The organism is Pelagibius sp. Alg239-R121 (assembly GCF_947331435.1).
Taxonomy (GTDB): domain Bacteria; phylum Pseudomonadota; class Alphaproteobacteria; order Kiloniellales; family Kiloniellaceae; genus Denitrobaculum.
The window spans coordinates 506471-521794 of the sequence record NZ_CAMZOF010000001.1 but is presented as its reverse complement, the minus strand read 5'-3'; the positions used below and the strand labels follow the sequence as shown (position 1 = coordinate 521794).

Annotated in this window: 14 protein-coding genes; 4 read left to right on the top strand and 10 right to left on the bottom strand. The window is 55.2% G+C overall.

Going from position 1 to position 15324, the window contains the following annotated elements:
• Positions 1-13: 13 nt before the first annotated feature.
• Positions 14-2527 carry a response regulator gene (locus QMZ18_RS02195; RefSeq protein ID WP_282604591.1) on the bottom strand — a complete coding sequence of 838 codons (2514 nt, stop codon included), beginning with the start codon at positions 2525-2527 and terminating at the stop codon, positions 14-16.
• A 365-nt stretch (positions 2528-2892) separates the two neighbouring features.
• On the opposite strand from QMZ18_RS02195, the gene glmS reads away from it, so the two are divergent.
• The 3 genes from glmS (at position 2893) to QMZ18_RS02180 (ending at position 6241) form a co-directional block, all read left to right on the top strand.
• Positions 2893-3390, top strand: coding sequence for a methylaspartate mutase subunit S (gene glmS / locus QMZ18_RS02190; protein ID WP_282604590.1), 498 nt, complete (start codon positions 2893-2895; stop codon positions 3388-3390).
• An 80-nt stretch (positions 3391-3470) separates the two neighbouring features.
• A complete protein-coding gene (locus tag QMZ18_RS02185; protein ID WP_282604589.1) occupies positions 3471-4931 on the top strand; it encodes a methylaspartate mutase subunit E in 1461 nt (486 codons plus the stop codon).
• Between the two features lie 26 nt (positions 4932-4957).
• A complete protein-coding gene (locus QMZ18_RS02180; RefSeq protein WP_282604588.1) occupies positions 4958-6241 on the top strand; it encodes a methylaspartate ammonia-lyase in 1284 nt (427 codons plus the stop codon).
• Between the two features lie 189 nt (positions 6242-6430).
• Here the strand turns inward: QMZ18_RS02180 and QMZ18_RS02175 are convergent, their stop codons facing one another.
• The 7 genes from QMZ18_RS02175 to QMZ18_RS02145 form a co-directional block, all read right to left on the bottom strand.
• The gene (locus tag QMZ18_RS02175) at positions 6431-7375 is read right to left on the bottom strand and encodes a LysR family transcriptional regulator (protein ID WP_282604587.1); all 945 of its coding nucleotides are present in this window, start codon (positions 7373-7375) and stop codon (positions 6431-6433) included.
• Positions 7376-7666: 291 nt separating this feature from the next.
• A complete protein-coding gene (locus QMZ18_RS02170; RefSeq protein ID WP_282604586.1) occupies positions 7667-7978 on the bottom strand; it encodes a DUF3303 domain-containing protein in 312 nt (103 codons plus the stop codon).
• 86 nt (positions 7979-8064) lie between these two features.
• Positions 8065-8658, bottom strand: a complete 594-nt coding sequence (locus QMZ18_RS02165) for a hypothetical protein (RefSeq protein ID WP_282604585.1) — start codon at positions 8656-8658, stop codon at positions 8065-8067.
• Between the two features lie 111 nt (positions 8659-8769).
• Complete coding sequence (locus QMZ18_RS02160) at positions 8770-9186, bottom strand: biopolymer transporter ExbD (RefSeq protein WP_282604584.1); 417 nt, start codon at positions 9184-9186, stop codon at positions 8770-8772.
• Between the two features lie 24 nt (positions 9187-9210).
• On the bottom strand, positions 9211-9648 hold the full coding sequence (locus QMZ18_RS02155; RefSeq protein ID WP_282604583.1) for a biopolymer transporter ExbD: 438 nt from the start codon (positions 9646-9648) through the stop codon (positions 9211-9213).
• A complete protein-coding gene (locus QMZ18_RS02150; RefSeq protein ID WP_282604582.1) occupies positions 9608-10393 on the bottom strand; it encodes a MotA/TolQ/ExbB proton channel family protein in 786 nt (261 codons plus the stop codon). Before QMZ18_RS02150 ends, QMZ18_RS02155 begins: the two co-directional genes overlap by 41 nt.
• 50 nt (positions 10394-10443) lie before the next feature.
• Positions 10444-10923 (bottom strand): Tat pathway signal protein, encoded by a 480-nt coding sequence (locus tag QMZ18_RS02145; RefSeq protein WP_282604581.1) that lies wholly within the window; start codon positions 10921-10923, stop codon positions 10444-10446.
• A gap of 218 nt (positions 10924-11141) precedes the next feature.
• Between QMZ18_RS02145 and QMZ18_RS02140 the strand changes: the two genes are divergently transcribed.
• Positions 11142-13373, top strand: coding sequence for a mechanosensitive ion channel family protein (locus QMZ18_RS02140; RefSeq protein WP_282604580.1), 2232 nt, complete (start codon positions 11142-11144; stop codon positions 13371-13373).
• 55 nt (positions 13374-13428) lie between these two features.
• Here the strand turns inward: QMZ18_RS02140 and QMZ18_RS02135 are convergent, their stop codons facing one another.
• Entirely contained in the window at positions 13429-14376 is a 948-nt protein-coding gene (locus QMZ18_RS02135; protein WP_282604579.1) for a PEP-CTERM sorting domain-containing protein, read from the bottom strand.
• A 187-nt stretch (positions 14377-14563) separates the two neighbouring features.
• Positions 14564-15184 (bottom strand): helix-turn-helix transcriptional regulator, encoded by a 621-nt coding sequence (locus tag QMZ18_RS02130; RefSeq protein ID WP_282604578.1) that lies wholly within the window; start codon positions 15182-15184, stop codon positions 14564-14566.
• Positions 15185-15324 lie beyond the last annotated feature (140 nt).

The window sequence follows — 15324 nt, the reverse complement described above, 5'->3', positions numbered from 1 at the left end:
ATGGAGAGGAGCGTCACGCCCAATTCTTCGTAGCAGGCTCATCAGTTGAGGCCACGTCGCTGTCGTCCGCCTTTTTCACCATGCCGACGTATTCCTCGACCTTTTGAACCAGACCGCGAATATCGATGGGCTTGGAAATATAGTCGTTCATGCCCGCCGCCAGGTATTCTTCTCTGTCGCCACGGATAGCATTCGCGGTCATGGCGATAATCGGACAGTCGGACACGGCGAGATCGAGTGCTCTGATACGCTTGGTTGCCTCGACCCCGCCCATGACCGGCATACGGATATCCATGAGGATAAGATCATAGGGAAGCGCCTGGACGGCGCGAACGGCTTCTGAACCATCTGCCACGGCGTCCACGGTAAAGCCGGCTGTCGTGAGCACGGTCATGGCGAGGCGTTGATTGATCGCGTTGTCCTCGACAATCAGGATGCGTTGTGTCGGATCACTGTTCTTGTCGATCTCGACGACGTTGGAGCTGACGGATATCTGGGCGTCGGGTGCGTCCCTTTCGACTTCGTCTGCGGCGCCGGACAACAAGCGCTGAATGGTTTCCAGAACCTTATCCTGATGGACCGGTTTCGGACAGGTTGCATCGAACCCCAGGACCCTGGCCTGTTGGTCTGCCGTCAGGCCGGACGAAGAAGACAGGATCAACTTTATGCCGCGCAGTTCAGGTTCGGCGCGGATCAATTTGGCGAGGGTGATTCCATCGGTTTCCGGCATCATGTGGTCGATGATGGCGAGCTCGAACGCCCGGCCGTTTATCTTTGCTTCCGGGAGTTGCTTCATAGCGCTGCGGGCGTCTGGAACAAGTTCGACGTCGACACCGTGGCTTTCCAGCTGCAGTTTGAAGATCCGGCGATTCAACGCATTGTCGTCGACGACAAGCACTCTGCGTCCTGACAGTTCCGCCGGCGCCGCATCGGCAATCTGGCGGCTTGTCGGATCGGCATCGGAGAGTCGGATAGTCACCCAGAAGGTGCTTCCCTGGTCCTCAGTGCTTTCCACGCCGATCTGGCCACCCATGAGGGCTGCCAGTTGCTTGCAGATGGCAAGGCCCAAGCCTGAACCTTCATACTTGCGGTTGGATCCGTCCTCAACTTGGACAAAGCGTTCGAAGATGGCTTCGATCTTGTCTTTCGGGATACCCACGCCTGTGTCGGTGACGGCAATGCGGACGTCGCGTTCTCCTTGGCCCGCGTGTTTTTCCTCTGTCACTTCGATTGCGATGGCGCCACTCGGCGTAAACTTGATGGCATTGCCGACCAGATTCAACAGAATCTGGCGGACCCGTCCGGCATCGCCGTTCAGGCATTGCGGCAAGCTCGGGTCGATGTAGGTGCTGAGTTCCAGGCGGTTGGTATAAGCGCGCGGGCCGAGCAGCGTGACGACGCTCTTGACCACATCCTTGAGATCGAAATCGGTTTTTTCCAGCTCCAGCGAGCCGGCCTCAATCTTCGAAATGTCGAGAATATCATTGAGCAGGCTGAGCAATGTATCGCCTGAAGTGTAGATGGTCTCGGCGTAATCTCTCTGTTTCTCGTTCAGGCCGGATCGCAGCAACAGGTTCGCAAAACCCATGATGCCGTTCATCGGTGTGCGCAATTCGTGGCTCATAACCGCAAGAAAGCTTCGCTTTGCTTCCTCGGCGGCGATGGCCCGGTCGCGCTGGCGCGTGATTGCACGTTGGCTGTCGACAACAGCTTTTTCCAGGGGCGTGAAAATAACGATTACGTTGAAGAGAATCGCGCTCATGACTGCGAAAGCGGATGTAAGCAGAATACCCAGGAGCAGGGATGCACCGGATGTGAGTTCCTCGTTGATGATCGGTGCGACGTCGTGAAAAACCAGACTGACCCGATTCAAGATCAGATTTTCGAGGGCCTGAGCGGCTTCGCGGCTTTCGGCACTGTTTTTGTCTTCTGCCTCGACGATGGTCGTTGAAAGCTCCAGAACTTTACCGATCAGCGTCTCCAAACCACCGTCGATACGCTCATCTCCACCTTCCCACACGGTCATGAGCCGGTCCGGCATTTGGCCGGTGGTGAGCCCGAAGTGAGAGACTTCGTTGTCCAGGTCCGCAAACAATCGGTGGGCGACCACATCCCAGTTTCGTTCGTCGGGGTCGACGTTTTCTTCATCGTCCCCGCCACCTACACCATCCAAGTCAGATTTTCTGATGGCCGTAAAAACCACCGCCAGTTCTTCGAATGCATGAGCCACCCCAAGATGATGAGCAGTGGCATCGGCGGCTTCAGCGTCCTCGTCTCCGGAGTGAACGCCATTGTGCAATTCGGCGGCATTGCTGCCGTGGTCGTCGACTGCGCGGTTGACCTCGGATTGCAAGTGGTGCGTGGCCTCAATCAGTTGGCTGAAGGCCTGGGCGAACTGTGCATTGGCCTGAAGCGAAACGACGAGTGACCAGCCCACGACGGTGCAGACAAGCAGCACCACCAAAATAGCAGCCGTCGCCATCCAATAGCGTTTCCGGAGGTACTCTCGTGTAATCGAGTCCGGCATATTACCGCACATCCTTGATATCGAATTTGCACCTATACGCGCTTATTGTGAGGTTAACTTGATTAAAAGACCTCTAAGTTGCTGCAATCTGTCGGAATTTTTCTGAGAGCCTGTGAGAAACCACCTGCGGTCGGCCTTGTTTCACTTCTGCCAACCTCTTTTGTTGGAGCCTGGAATCACGGCCAGTCGTTAGCCAACCCATTTGGGCTTCGCAATTTTCTATCTTCTGCGCAGCGGCGGTCTGTCAGGTGTGTTTTTAAAGATAAATAAAAATTACCTATTATATTTTTCTGATAAAATATATTGAATGGTTCGCTGGGTCGTGTAGCAAGGTCGGAGTTTCTTTTCATCACAAGGGCAAGGCCATGTCAGATCAAGAGTCAGAATTCAAAGTGGTGCTCGGCGTGATTGGCGCCGATTGCCACGCTGTAGGAAATAAGATCATCGCTGCCACTTTAATTTCGCATGGGATTGAGGTGGATAACCTGGGCGTCATGGTAAGTCAGGACGAATTCATTGCGGCTGCGGTCGAAGGCAACGCGGATGCCATCCTTGTTTCGTCAATTTACGGCCACGGCGAGATCGACTGTCAGGGCTTCCGCACCCGCTGTGAAGAGCGGGGATTGACCGATATCGTGCTTTACGTTGGTGGCAATCTGGTGATCGGTAAACGCGATTTTTCTGCGGTGGAAGAAACGTTCAAGGAAATGGGGTTTGACCGCGTGTTCAAACCAAGTGTCGATCTTGATGATGTTGTACGTCTGTTGAAGGACGATGTGTATTCCAAACGCCTCCCGCCGTCTTATGGCCACAACTCCGGGGCATTCCGCGGGAAGCAGTTTGATGAGCTGCGGTTCAGCTGACACTGGCGCCCACCCGAGTAACGCCAGCGTTCATTTTTAAGCGGCTGCCCGCGTGGCCGCCGGGATAACTCAAAAAAACAATGACTCAAAATCTTGAGATCACAAACACGCGTCTGAACGACGCCGAGTTTGATGCCGAGCGCGAAACTGTTTTGAACAGCTGGATTACCGGATCTGATGTGGATTTTCGAGCGGGTGTTGCGCGACAGGAGGCGCTGCAGCCGGAAATGCGGTTTTCTTGTGCGCTGGCCGAAGCGGAGGCGACGGGCAGGACGTTGTTGCAGCCGCGTGCCGGAGTGGCACTGATTCGAGAACATACCGCGCTGTTGAACGGTCTTGCACCCTATTGCGACGTTCTGCCGACAACCGTAGATGCTTACACGCGTCACAATCGCTATCGAGAGGCTCAGGACGGTATCGACAAATCACGAGCCGCAGGAACATCGCTTCTCAATGGATTTCCGGCGGTTAATCACGGAGTTGAAGGATGCAAACGGCTGGTGGACAGCCTAACCAAGCCCGTACAGGTCCGGCACGGCACGCCAGATGCCCGTCTGATGGCAGAGATCACCCTCTGCTCCGGCTTTACCAGCTACGAAGGCGGGGGAATTTCCTACAATATTCCTTATGCCAAGAAAGTCCCGTTGGCAGATTCCATTCGGCATTGGCAATACTGCGACCGGTTGGTCGGCCGCTTCGAGGACGAGGGAATTCGTATCAACCGTGAACCCTTCGGACCCTTGACCGGTACGCTGGTTCCGCCATTTGTGTCCCATGTTGTCGCCATTCTTGAGGGGTTGCTGGCGCTGGAGCAAGGGGTGAAGTGCGTAACGCTCGGTTACGGGCAAGCTGGCAACATCGCGCAGGATGTTGCGGCGTTGCGGTCGTTGCGTAAGCTCGCCAATCATTACTTCCTGTCTGCCGGGTATGAAGACTATCTGCTGACGACGGTCTTCCATCAATGGATGGGAGGTTTTCCGGAAAACGAAGCGAGAGCCAGCGCGGTGATTTGTCTGGGAGCTATGACCGCGAAATATGCGCGTGCAACAAAGATCATTGTTAAGACTCCGCATGAGGCAAGCGGCATACCGTCAATGGAAGCGAACCAGGCCGGACTTCAGGCGACGCGGCAAATGGTCAATATGATTTCAGATCAGAACCGGATTGAGACACCTGAGATTACGCAAGAAATCGAGATTATCGAAGCTGAAGTACATGCGATCATGCGCAAAATTCTGAAACTGGGGCAGGGAGATATTGCCCGTGGGGCAGTAATGGCGTTTGAGCAGGGTGTCATGGATGTGCCCTTTGCCCCGGCCGACGCCAATGCGGGCAAGCTGACCCCGGTGCGTGACAATTATGGAGCCATTCGGGTGTTTGACCACGGCAATGTACCGCTCCCGAAAGATGTCATCACCTTTCACCAAGAGAAGATCGCCGATAGAGCGAAAGCCGAAGGCCGTGAGGCGTCCTTCAAGATGGTGGTCGATGACGTTAAAGCCATCTCAGCGTCCAAGCTTATCGGCCGCCCGGCGGCCTGACCTCTTCAGTTACAAGAAGACTAAAGATGAAAATCACAAACGTTCATTTTGTGCCGGGATTTGCGGCATTCTATTTCGATGACCAGACCGCCATCAAGGCAGGCGCCAGGCAGGATGGATTTATCTACGTCGGCCCGGCGCAGACAAACGGCTTCGAAACGATCCGCCAAAGCGGTGAATGCGTTTCGATCATTCTTGAATTGGAAAACGGTCAGAGGGCAGAAGGCGACTGCGTTGCCGTCCAATATTCCGGCACTGCGGGGCGAGATCCACTGTTTACGGCTGCACGCTTTATCCCCTTTCTGCAGGACAACCTGACCCAACACTTAATGGGTCTGGATGTCAGCAGGTTTATTGACAACGCCCGGTTCTTTGATGAGCTGCAACTTGAGGGCCAACGGCTTCACACTGCGATCCGGTATGGGCTTTCCCAGTCTCTCCTGGATGCGACCGCCAAAGCCAGCGGTCGAATGAGAACCGAAGTCATATGCGACGAGTTCGGTCTGCCGATGGTGGTCGAACCTTTGTCGCTGTTCGGACAAAGCGGCGATGACCGTTATGGTGCCGTAGACAAGATGATCCTGAAACGTGTAGACGCGCTGCCGCACGGCCTCATCAACAACGTGCCCCAAAAGCTCGGAGAAAACGGTGGGAAACTAGCCGAATATGTAGCCTGGCTGGCGCAACGTATTCAACGTTTGCGTCACGATAAATCCTATCATCCGCAGCTGCATATTGATGTCTATGGAACCATTGGGCTGATCTTCGACAATGACGCCGCCCGGATCGCCGACTATTTGAAGGTGCTGGAAGAGCGCGCCTATCCCTTCGAGCTCTATATCGAAGGGCCGGCTGATGCCGGTTCAAAGAGCGGACAGATCAAGTTACTCTCTGCCATCAAATCTGCGCTGGCAGCGCGTGATTGTTCGGTGCGCATTGTGGCGGATGAGTGGTGCAATACTTATCAGGATGTTGTTGATTTTGTCGATTCGGAGTGCTGTCACATGGTGCAGATCAAGACACCGGATCTAGGCAGCATCCACAACAGCGTCGAGGCCGTGCTCTACAGTAAGAAAAACGGCGTGGAAGCTTACCAAGGTGGAACCTGCAATGAGACCGACATATCGGCGCGCTGCTGCCTGAGCATTGCACTGGCGACCAGGCCCCAGCGTCTATTGGTCAAACCCGGTATGGGGTTCGACGAAGGGATGACCGTGGTCGCGAACGAAATGAAGCGAAATCTCGCCATCCTATCCGCCAAGACTAACGAAGTCGGACGGGCGTCATCGCCCGCCCCTCGCCTCACCTAACAAATGCCGCATTCCAGACTGGCGCGGGTTTAGACGGAATCGCCCTGAGCAATCTTTCCTCCCGTCGAAATATAGCCTGCTCGAGGCTGAACCCTTGGCGGGCTCTGTTGGGGTGCCGACGCGGCTTTGGCAAAGAGAGGCAGTCCATTCCACCGCGGCGAGCCTTAATTTTGAGCTGCGAGACGGCTATTAGGGAGACAGATCTTCGCCAAAAAAAGCCCGCATGAAGCCAGGCCCCTCCTCTTCGACAAAACGACGGAAGTTCAGCGCGGCAGGTGAGAGTTTCTTGCCGCGCAGATGAAGAACATACCAGTTCCTTACTTCGGGCATCCCGCTGACATCGAGCACTTTCAGCTTTGCGGTTTCACGCTCCAAGGCAATGGTGTGTGCTGATATGAAGGCGAGACCCATATTCGCCATAACCGCCTGCTTGATGTTAGCATTGCTGTCCATTTCTTGAGTTCTTGGCGGTGTCAGCCCCGCAGATTTGAAGAAATGGTCATGTACCATACGTGTCCCGGATCCAGCCTCGCGAACCAGAAATCTATGCCCCGTCAAATCAGACCGTAAAATGCGCTTGAAGCCTGTAAGCGGATGGTCCGGATGGCTTATCAATACGTAAGGGTGCTTGGCAAAGCTGAAGGCTTCTACTTCAAACCTCCGTGGGGTTCGGCCCATGATCGCGAGATCGGCCTGCCCCGTTTCCAATTGCCCAATGACGCCGCGCCGGTTCGTAATGCTGATCTCCAGTTTGGCTTCCGGATAGAGTTGCTTGAACTTCTGTAGCAATTGAGGACCGAAGTTGCGCGACGTCGATACCATTGCGACGCGCACTAAGCTGTCGAGTGTGCCTTGCAGGTCTTCGATTACGTCGTTTGCTTCACGCAGTGTGGCTATCACACGCTCTGCGTAAGGGACCAATGCTGTGGCAGCAGCCGTTGGCTGGATGGATCGCCCGTCTTTCTCGAACAAAGGCGCTCCAAGGGCTTCGCTGAGGCGGCTCATCTGCATGGAAATCGCGGGAGGCGTAAGATCGAGGTGCTCTGCGGCGCGGATAAAGTTTTGGTGCTCTATCGCAGACAGAAAGATCTGTAACTGACGCAGTGAAATTTTTGAAATTGCGTCTTTGGTCATGTCGCCAATTGCGGTTTGGAGATGAAGAAGTCAACCTCTTTGTCTTCGATGATCACAAAGCCAAGAAGCTCTCTGCAATGATCTTGAGCACGGTCTCGATGCGCAACACCAAAAAATCGCGCAATTAGATAATTTCAGCAGCATTCGGGCAAAACACTGCCGCTGCTGTTGCATGAGTTGGTCGCGAAGGCGGACAGAGAGCTTTCCCGGTCCAGCAGGGTACCGTCCAGATCGAAGAGGGCCTTGCTGATCGAAGAGGGCCTTGCTGATCGAAGAGGGCTGTGCTGATCCTCAAGATTTTAGCGTATCGTTTGCGTCACGTTCCGGTTTCGCAGTGCATTCGTGCAGGGCGGCGCCCGTGTCCTTGCCGGCGGTTATTGGAACGATCTCAAATTCGACCAGATCGGACCATTCAGCGACCCAGCTCTGGAGCAGAGTGACGTCATCGCACTCCATGACCTGAAAGCACCTAGAGAGATCTGCGGTCACCCAGCTGTCGACAAAGGTGAGGCCGTCGGGCATCAGGCGTCCCTTTTGCGCGAACCGGTGGTACACCGCTTTGGCGTCCTGATTGCGAAAGGTTTCGATTACCATGAATTGCATCGCGGCCTCTTTAACTCTGAATGACCCACTTTGCATCAAAGTGCGGCGCGAATCAGCTTCTAGATTAAGAGGCTACAAGACGCGCTTCATTCCGCCTTGGCATCTGGCCGCACGACTATCGGGCTGAGTTGTTGGATTACATCGCGTGCATCATAAGTGTGGTCGTCATCTATCGCTTTACGATCGACGCCATCGGCTTTCGAAAAGACGATGATGTTGGCCACGGCTTCGTAGCTGGTGATCGGATGACTGGTTACAGTTGCGAACTGACCGTAGGGGTACGTGGCGTAAGGAAAACCGTGAAAACCATGACTGTGATGGCGGTGCCTGAGCGAGCGCCGCCCATAACGACCGTAGTAGCCGAAACTGGGTGGAGGTGTGACGGTTTCGTAATATGTTGTTGTGGATTCCAGATCCTGCGCCACCACCCGGAAGTGGTCATGGCCAGACTGCACTGTGATTTCCGCTGCCCGATACAGCAGATAATTTTCCACCGTCTCGCGTGACGTTTTTGAATTACCCGAGAACGATACCCGGTAACGGTCACTTTGGGTCTGCTGCTGGCTGTAACCTTTGCCGTCCAATGCGGGAGCATAGGGCGTGGGCGTGGTGCAGCCGTAGACCAGAGCGGCTATGAAAAGTGCAGCAACCTTAGACAGACCTCTAAGGAGCCGGAACATCTGCAAAACTCCTACCCGTTGGCGCCGATTTAGACCCTTTAAATGATGGCGCGGCGGCGGATCTTCAAGCTGGAGGCGGATTGTGGCCGCCCGGGAAAAGGAAGTACAGGGTCAGTTTGCGGGGATTGTCAGCAGTTTGAGCTTTTGGATTCCGGCCTGTCGGAGCCGTTGCATCAGCCTAACGATCCTGGCCGCGGGCGCATTGCCGTCGGTTTTCAGTCGTAGGCCCGGCGTCTCTCCAGCTGGCGATTTCCGCAACCGTTCGCTGGCGGCCTTGATCACGCCCTCTTCGGACATCTCAACGCCATCAAGGGCGAAACGGCCATCCGCTGAGACCAGGATCACCAAATCCTGGGGACTGTTCCGGCCTTCGCTTTGCGATTTTGGCGGTGTAATGGCGAAGGGGTCGCTGGCCGCCAGGTGTCCCGCCAACATAAAGAAGATCAGCAGAAGAAAGACCACGTTGATTAACGGCAGGATGCCTGCGTCATGGTTATTCAGCCTGTTGTTCGCCCGCAAAAATCGCATAGATCTTCCTATGGCCTCGCCGCTTCAGCGGGCCTGATCCGCGATCAGCGACAGATCGCTGACGCCGGCGGTGGCCAGACTGTCCAACACCGCGACCGTGTCCTGCATCACCACGCCCTGCGCCGGTTTGACGAGCACTCTCCGGTCCGAGTTTTCGCGCATCCGTTGGATCAGAGTTTCGTGGGTAATGGCTTCCCCTGACAGCCTCAGACCCTCATTCCGTACCTCCACCAGCACGGCGCCTTCCAGCTGCGCTTCGCTGCGGCCTTTCCCCGGCGTATTGAGATCGATCGAGCGCCAATCCAAAAAGGACGATGCCAGCATGAAGAAGACCAGCAGAATAAAGACCACGTCGATCAGCGGAGTCAGGCTGATGAGCTGCCGCCGTTTGGTGGCGCAGCCGCCAAATGCTCCAAGGGCTTTATTCCCCGGCGGCGACAGCGCGTAGGTCTGTGGGTTCATCTAGCGTTCTCTCATCACGGCTCCATCGGGCGGAAGTTGCCGTCAGATTTGCCCGAAGGTCTTTAGTAAAAATCTGGGTGACCGCGTCTTCCATTGCATGGGTCAGGCGCTCGACCCGGCGTTCCAGCCAGTTCAGGATTGCCACCACTGGAATGGCTACGGCCAGCCCTGCTGCGGTCGTAAGCAAGGCCGCCCAGATGCCACCGGAGAGGATTGCCGGGTTGACCTGATTGCCAGCCTGCTCGAGTTGACGGAAGGCTTCGATCATGCCCAGAACCGTCCCGAACAGACCAAGAAGGGGTGCCAGGCTGGCGATGACTTCCAGTGGCCGGAAATAACTGCGCAGGCCTTCCAGCAGCTTCGTGCCATGACGCAGGACCTCTTCGCGCACTTTTTGTTCCGCGAGATCCCCTCGGAACTGACCCTGAATGGCCAGGCCAACCACCTGGGACAGGGGGCTCCGCGCGCCTTTTAATGACAGAAGTGCTTCTTGCGTCTGTCCGGCGCGGTACATGGCGATGGCCCGCAAACCGCGCTGCTGTTCTCCGATGCCTGCGGCCTGGAATTGCCATAACTTCATAAGAACGATGGCAAGGGCGAAGACCGACATGGCGATCAGGATCATCACCACCGGCCCGCCGGCTTCGATCAATAAATGAAATTCGCGGAGTGCTTCCCCGCCGCTGGTGCCGTCTTCCAAAGTGTTGTGGGGAAAAATAGTAGAGGTTGCATCCTGTTCGTTCATCAGATCGCCAAATCTCTATTTCAGAGGTAGTTTGATTGCAATGGGGTGCCCTACTTGATGAAGGGAACTTCGCCGCGGGTGGTGGTTGAAACCATTTCCAAACAGTCGCTGCGCGCGCCGGTGTCATCGCTGCAGGACGTAAGTTTGTTCAGCAGCATGCGGCTGATGCGTTCGCAGGGGAGCCGGGCGATTTCGAAAACCTTTAGGCTGGTCTTCTCCCTCGGTAAGGGGGCGCCTTCGACAGCAAGCCGCTTGGCGACCACACCCTCGCCATCGAACAGAACCAGATCGAGCTTAAGGCTTTCAAAGGATGAGGCGCTGCGGTTTTCGAATAGCAAATAGGCCCGGCAGGCGTTGTCCGACGCTTCCAGTTTGTTGAGCTCGATCTTTACGCCCGACGGTCTGTCAGCGGCGTCCTGTGATCTGACGGCCGGCGAAATTCCCAGTGCCAGCAAAAGTGTGCCTATTGGGAGCAGAGCCGGAAACAAACTCTTGGCGGTCAATGTTGTAGAAGGTGTTCTCTCACTCATAGACTGATCTATGACATAAATGAGAGTGACTCTCAATCGCAAATTTAACCTAAGCGCAACCGTTGATCGCTTACAACTTATTGAGAGGCGTGGCTAATTTCCGGTCAATTCTATGTATAAGATTCTGCAATCTGATAACATCCTGCGTTCTGGAAATAGTTTCTTCGAGAAAATTTCCCAAAATGATCAACGTTTTCATAAAATTGCCGGAGATTGATTTGGGTCGTTTTGCAATAGCACTTGCGTTTTTAACGAGTATCTTCGTTTTTGGCGGCAACCTGGTCTATAGCCCCGCACAAGCTCAGACGGGAGTGCAATCTTCTGCGCAAAAGCAGGCTGAAGCGGAAGCCTTGATCTCCCGGCTGTCGGACAAAGAGGTGCGTGAGCTTCTGGTTGGCCGCCTGGCGGAGGCCGAAGCGAAGGATGGTGCGGGCCGCGAAGAGTTCAATCCTGCCGTGATCATCTATCGCCTACAGCGTGATATGGGACTGATTAGCGAAGAGGTGCAGCACATCTTTGCAGCGGTCGGCGATCTGCCCGCGATCTTTCCGGCGGCGTGGGCGCAGTTCAGTGCGGACCGGAATGATGGCGGTTTAGTGTGGTTCTTTGCAACTATGGCCATCGCATTTGGTTTAGGGGCGCTCGCCGAAGCGGGTTTGAGACCCATTTTGATAGCTGCTGCCGAAAGGGCGCCGCCGCAGGAGGTCGAGAGCACCCGGAAAAAGGTGATGATTCTCGGCATGATTCTGCTTAAGCGTTTCCTATTGCAGGGAATTTTCGTTGCGGTTGCGACCACGGTGTTCGTGCTGTTTTTCGATACGACGCAAAAGGACCGGATCGCGTTCTTCTTTTACCTGACGGCAACCGGGGTGTTCCGAGCCAGTATAGCGATGTCGCAGGCGTTCCACGCGCCCAAGCGCTCTGCCTTGCGTCTTCCGCTGTATGACGACACTGAAGCGGCCTATATGCACAGGACCTTCCTGATTACGGTCGGCTTCGGTGCATTTGCATTCTTCACCTGCGCCCTGTTCGGCACCTTGGGAATTCTTGGTTATGTGCACGAACTGTTTTTGATTTTGGTGGGCACGACCACCGTCTCCCTGCTGATCTACACGATCATTTCTGGCAGGAATCTGATCCGAAAAGACATCCAGAGTGGAGCGGCAGCGGACTCGTCACGCACCCGATTTGCCTGTGCCTGGCCCTGGATCTTTGCCGTTTTTACCGGATTTCTCTGGATCGGTATCGTGGTGCGCGAGCTTCTGTATGACTTCGTTCCCTATGGCGCGGCACTCTTTACAATCGGGCTGTTCGCGGTGATTCCGAGCCTGGATGCCCTGTTCTATCGTGATGCAGCGCGTTTCGAGGCTGCGGCCGATGATGTCCGGACAGCGCTTGCCAAGGCCGGCCGCCTCACCCTGCTGGTCCTCGTCGTCGTATCGCTTGCCTCCGCCTGGCGGATCAATCCGCTCACGATGAGCGGCGGCGGCTATGCAACCTTGTTGGCGGAAGCGGCCATGCAAGTCGCAGTGACGCTGCTTGTCGCCTATGCCCTCTGGCAGGGCGTGCGAATTTACATCGATCGGAAGATTGCCGAGGAAGATGCCGAATTTGCCGCCCAGGGCCACGATCTTTCCGAAGCTGAGATCGGCGGCACAGGCATGTCGCGTATGCGCACCCTCTTTCCTCTCTTCAAGCGCTCGGTGCAGATGGTGCTGGGGGTCATCGTTCTGATGATCGTCCTGTCATCGCTCGGGGTCGACATTGCCCCGATTCTGGCCGGCGCCGGTGTGGTCGGTCTCGCCATCGGCTTTGGTTCCCAGACTTTGGTTCGCGATATCGTGTCCGGCGCTTTCTTCCTGATTGACGACGCCTTCCGTCTCGGGGAGTACATCGACGTCGGCTCGGTCAAAGGCACGGTCGAAAAGATCTCGTTGCGGTCCTTCAGGCTGCGTCATCATCGCGGTGCCATTCATACGGTGCCTTTTGGAACCATCGATACCCTGACCAACTATTCCCGAGACTGGGCGATTATGAAGCTCAAGTTCCGGGTGCCTTTTGATACCGATGTGCGTGCGGTGAAAAAGATCTTCAAAAAGATCGGGGCGGAATTGCTGGAACATCCGGAAATCGGCGAGGATTTCATTCAGCCTTTCAAGTCCCAGGGTGTCTTCGAAGTCGACGATTATGGACTGGTGATCCGTGCAAAATTTATGGCTAAACCGGGCCGGCAGTTCGTAATCCGCAAGGAAGCCTACATCGCGGTCCAGCAGGCCTTTCAGGCGAATGATATCGAATTTGCTCGGCCGGAGGTGAAGGTGACGGTCGAGGACGAGCAGGAGGATGACGAAATACCCAAACCGGCACGGAATAAATTGCATGCGGCGGGTGGCGCCGCCGCGCGGCTGGTCAGTGGCCCCGCCTCTACCGACACCGCGGAAAATGCGTGACGCCCCGAGGGGTAACGGGACGCCACGAAGGTGCGGGTTTTAATGCTGAACCCCATTAACAGGTTCCAATGGGCCGCCGATTGCGGCGGGCGAATTGCGCGGTCAATCCAACGCCGGCCGCGCCCATCGCAAATAACAGCAATGTCGCGGGCTCGGAGACCTTTCTGACGTCGATCAATGCTACGGAAATTTCCGGATTTTCTAAATTTGTATCAAGACCTTCCTCGACCAACACGAGACCAAGCCCCGGCGCGTAATATTTGAATTCTCTCGCATCCGGGCTGAGTTCCGAGGTTTCGAATACCTGCAGGACATTCTCGAAGGCGCCGATGTCCAGGTCGATGATGCCACCCAGTGATATCGTGGTCGCTTGGTCCAGTGCTTCGTCGGCCGCCGCAAATTCCTGATAATAATTGAATCCGATCGTGAGATCGGCAGGCATGATAAAGCCTGGAAAGGCGCCGTTGACGCCAGCGCGCCAGCTACTCGCTGAATTGGTACCGATCAGGTTGCCATCGTCGTCGTAGACAAAATTGGTAACGTCTTCGCCGAAGTACCAGACGTTGCCGATGATATCCTGGGCATAAAAGTCGAATGTCTCTTCGACAATCATTCCGTCCTCATAGGCACGATCCAGGAGGATTGTTGTCTCCACACCAAGAATAGTTGGTCCTTTGCCGAATGGGGTCAGTTCGAACCGCTCAACGATTGTCTCGCCGTCCTCTTCCTTCTCGCCCTCAAAAAATCGCGTCTTTTTACCCAAAATCGGGAAGTAGGTGTTGTCGATAGCCGTTCCCGGCAGAAAAGTCGCGGCGTCAAAGTCAGGCAAAAACGGCATCCCTTCCGCCGTTGCTGGAAACAATGCCAGGCAGATCGCAAGTGATGCGGCGAACTTAGGAAGGGTCCGACGTTCGTGAACATGGCCCGATTTTTCGGTGGGCTCTGTTCCGCGTAGATACTGCTGTGCTGATTTGGAAACACGTGCTGCGAGTTGAAAAGGCATTTCGGATTATCCCTGCGTCAGTTCGAAAACCGGGTGACGACTGCTGGTCACCGCCTTTGAGACTCAACGCCTGGAACGGGGATAAGGTAAATCCGCTGTTTGGTGGATAGCTGCGTAGATGTATTATTATCAATAAATCAATTAGATAGGTGTCTGAACAAGCAGAAAGCCCATACCCGTGAGTTCGCTATGCGCGTGGTACAGGCGTCTCTTTTGGCGATTGAACGCTTCTTCCGTGAAGAGGCGGTTTGAGTCTGCGGGCAGTGGAGCCGTTCTCAAGGAGTTCGGCGTCAAAAAGATCTTCAAGGAAGTAGGCGGAAAATGCCGTTTTTCCAGGCAATTTGGCCTTACGGTAAATCGACTGAGCTTGCTGACGTACGGTCGCTTCGGTGGTTTTGCGAAGAGAAGCGACTTCTTTATGGCTCAACCCCTTGAGGATGAGGAGACCGACCTCGGATTCAGCGGCAGTTAAACCCCAGTCACGAAACTGCACGTCCATACCTTCTTTTAGACCGGCTAGATGAGTTTGTACCTTGCTGCGCCAACGCCCGCCTTCTACCCGCGCGACATCCAGATCCCGAAGCAGCGTCATCTTCTCTTCATGCTGACTCTGCATGCGTTGCGCCAACAACGCGACCCCCGTTGCGGCACCGATCGTGAGGAAAATCGCGATGGCATCAACAATAAGATCAACCAGGGAGACGTCGTCTTCCTCTGTGACGATCTCCAGCGTCATAAGTAAGAAAAAACAGGCGAAGCCGGCGCCACCCAGCAGCCATCTGGTCTGTCGTTCGCTAAGATGCTTCACGTGACTGACTCCAAGGGGTTACGGAACAGTACCCGGCTTATGGGCGCCGGAGAAACTGTCACAGCCCAAATCTCAACTGGGTACGAAAGCCTCACGGCTGCCATCGCAAGGCACCGGGCAATTCGTAAAGATTGATAATA

Coding starts and splice junctions, on each gene's coding strand:
- QMZ18_RS02170 (WP_282604586.1), bottom strand. CDS start 7,978: ATGCAATTCATGGTAATCGAAACCTTTCGCAATCAGGACGCCAAAGCG.
- QMZ18_RS02180 (WP_282604588.1), top strand. CDS start 4,958: ATGAAAATCACAAACGTTCATTTTGTGCCGGGATTTGCGGCATTCTAT.
- QMZ18_RS02145 (WP_282604581.1), bottom strand. CDS start 10,923: ATGAGTGAGAGAACACCTTCTACAACATTGACCGCCAAGAGTTTGTTT.
- QMZ18_RS02165 (WP_282604585.1), bottom strand. CDS start 8,658: ATGTTCCGGCTCCTTAGAGGTCTGTCTAAGGTTGCTGCACTTTTCATA.
- QMZ18_RS02185 (WP_282604589.1), top strand. CDS start 3,471: ATGACTCAAAATCTTGAGATCACAAACACGCGTCTGAACGACGCCGAG.
- QMZ18_RS02155 (WP_282604583.1), bottom strand. CDS start 9,648: ATGAACCCACAGACCTACGCGCTGTCGCCGCCGGGGAATAAAGCCCTT.
- QMZ18_RS02160 (WP_282604584.1), bottom strand. CDS start 9,186: ATGCGATTTTTGCGGGCGAACAACAGGCTGAATAACCATGACGCAGGC.
- QMZ18_RS02150 (WP_282604582.1), bottom strand. CDS start 10,393: ATGAACGAACAGGATGCAACCTCTACTATTTTTCCCCACAACACTTTG.
- QMZ18_RS02195 (WP_282604591.1), bottom strand. CDS start 2,527: ATGCCGGACTCGATTACACGAGAGTACCTCCGGAAACGCTATTGGATG.
- glmS (WP_282604590.1), top strand. CDS start 2,893: ATGTCAGATCAAGAGTCAGAATTCAAAGTGGTGCTCGGCGTGATTGGC.
- QMZ18_RS02135 (WP_282604579.1), bottom strand. CDS start 14,376: ATGCCTTTTCAACTCGCAGCACGTGTTTCCAAATCAGCACAGCAGTAT.
- QMZ18_RS02175 (WP_282604587.1), bottom strand. CDS start 7,375: ATGACCAAAGACGCAATTTCAAAAATTTCACTGCGTCAGTTACAGATC.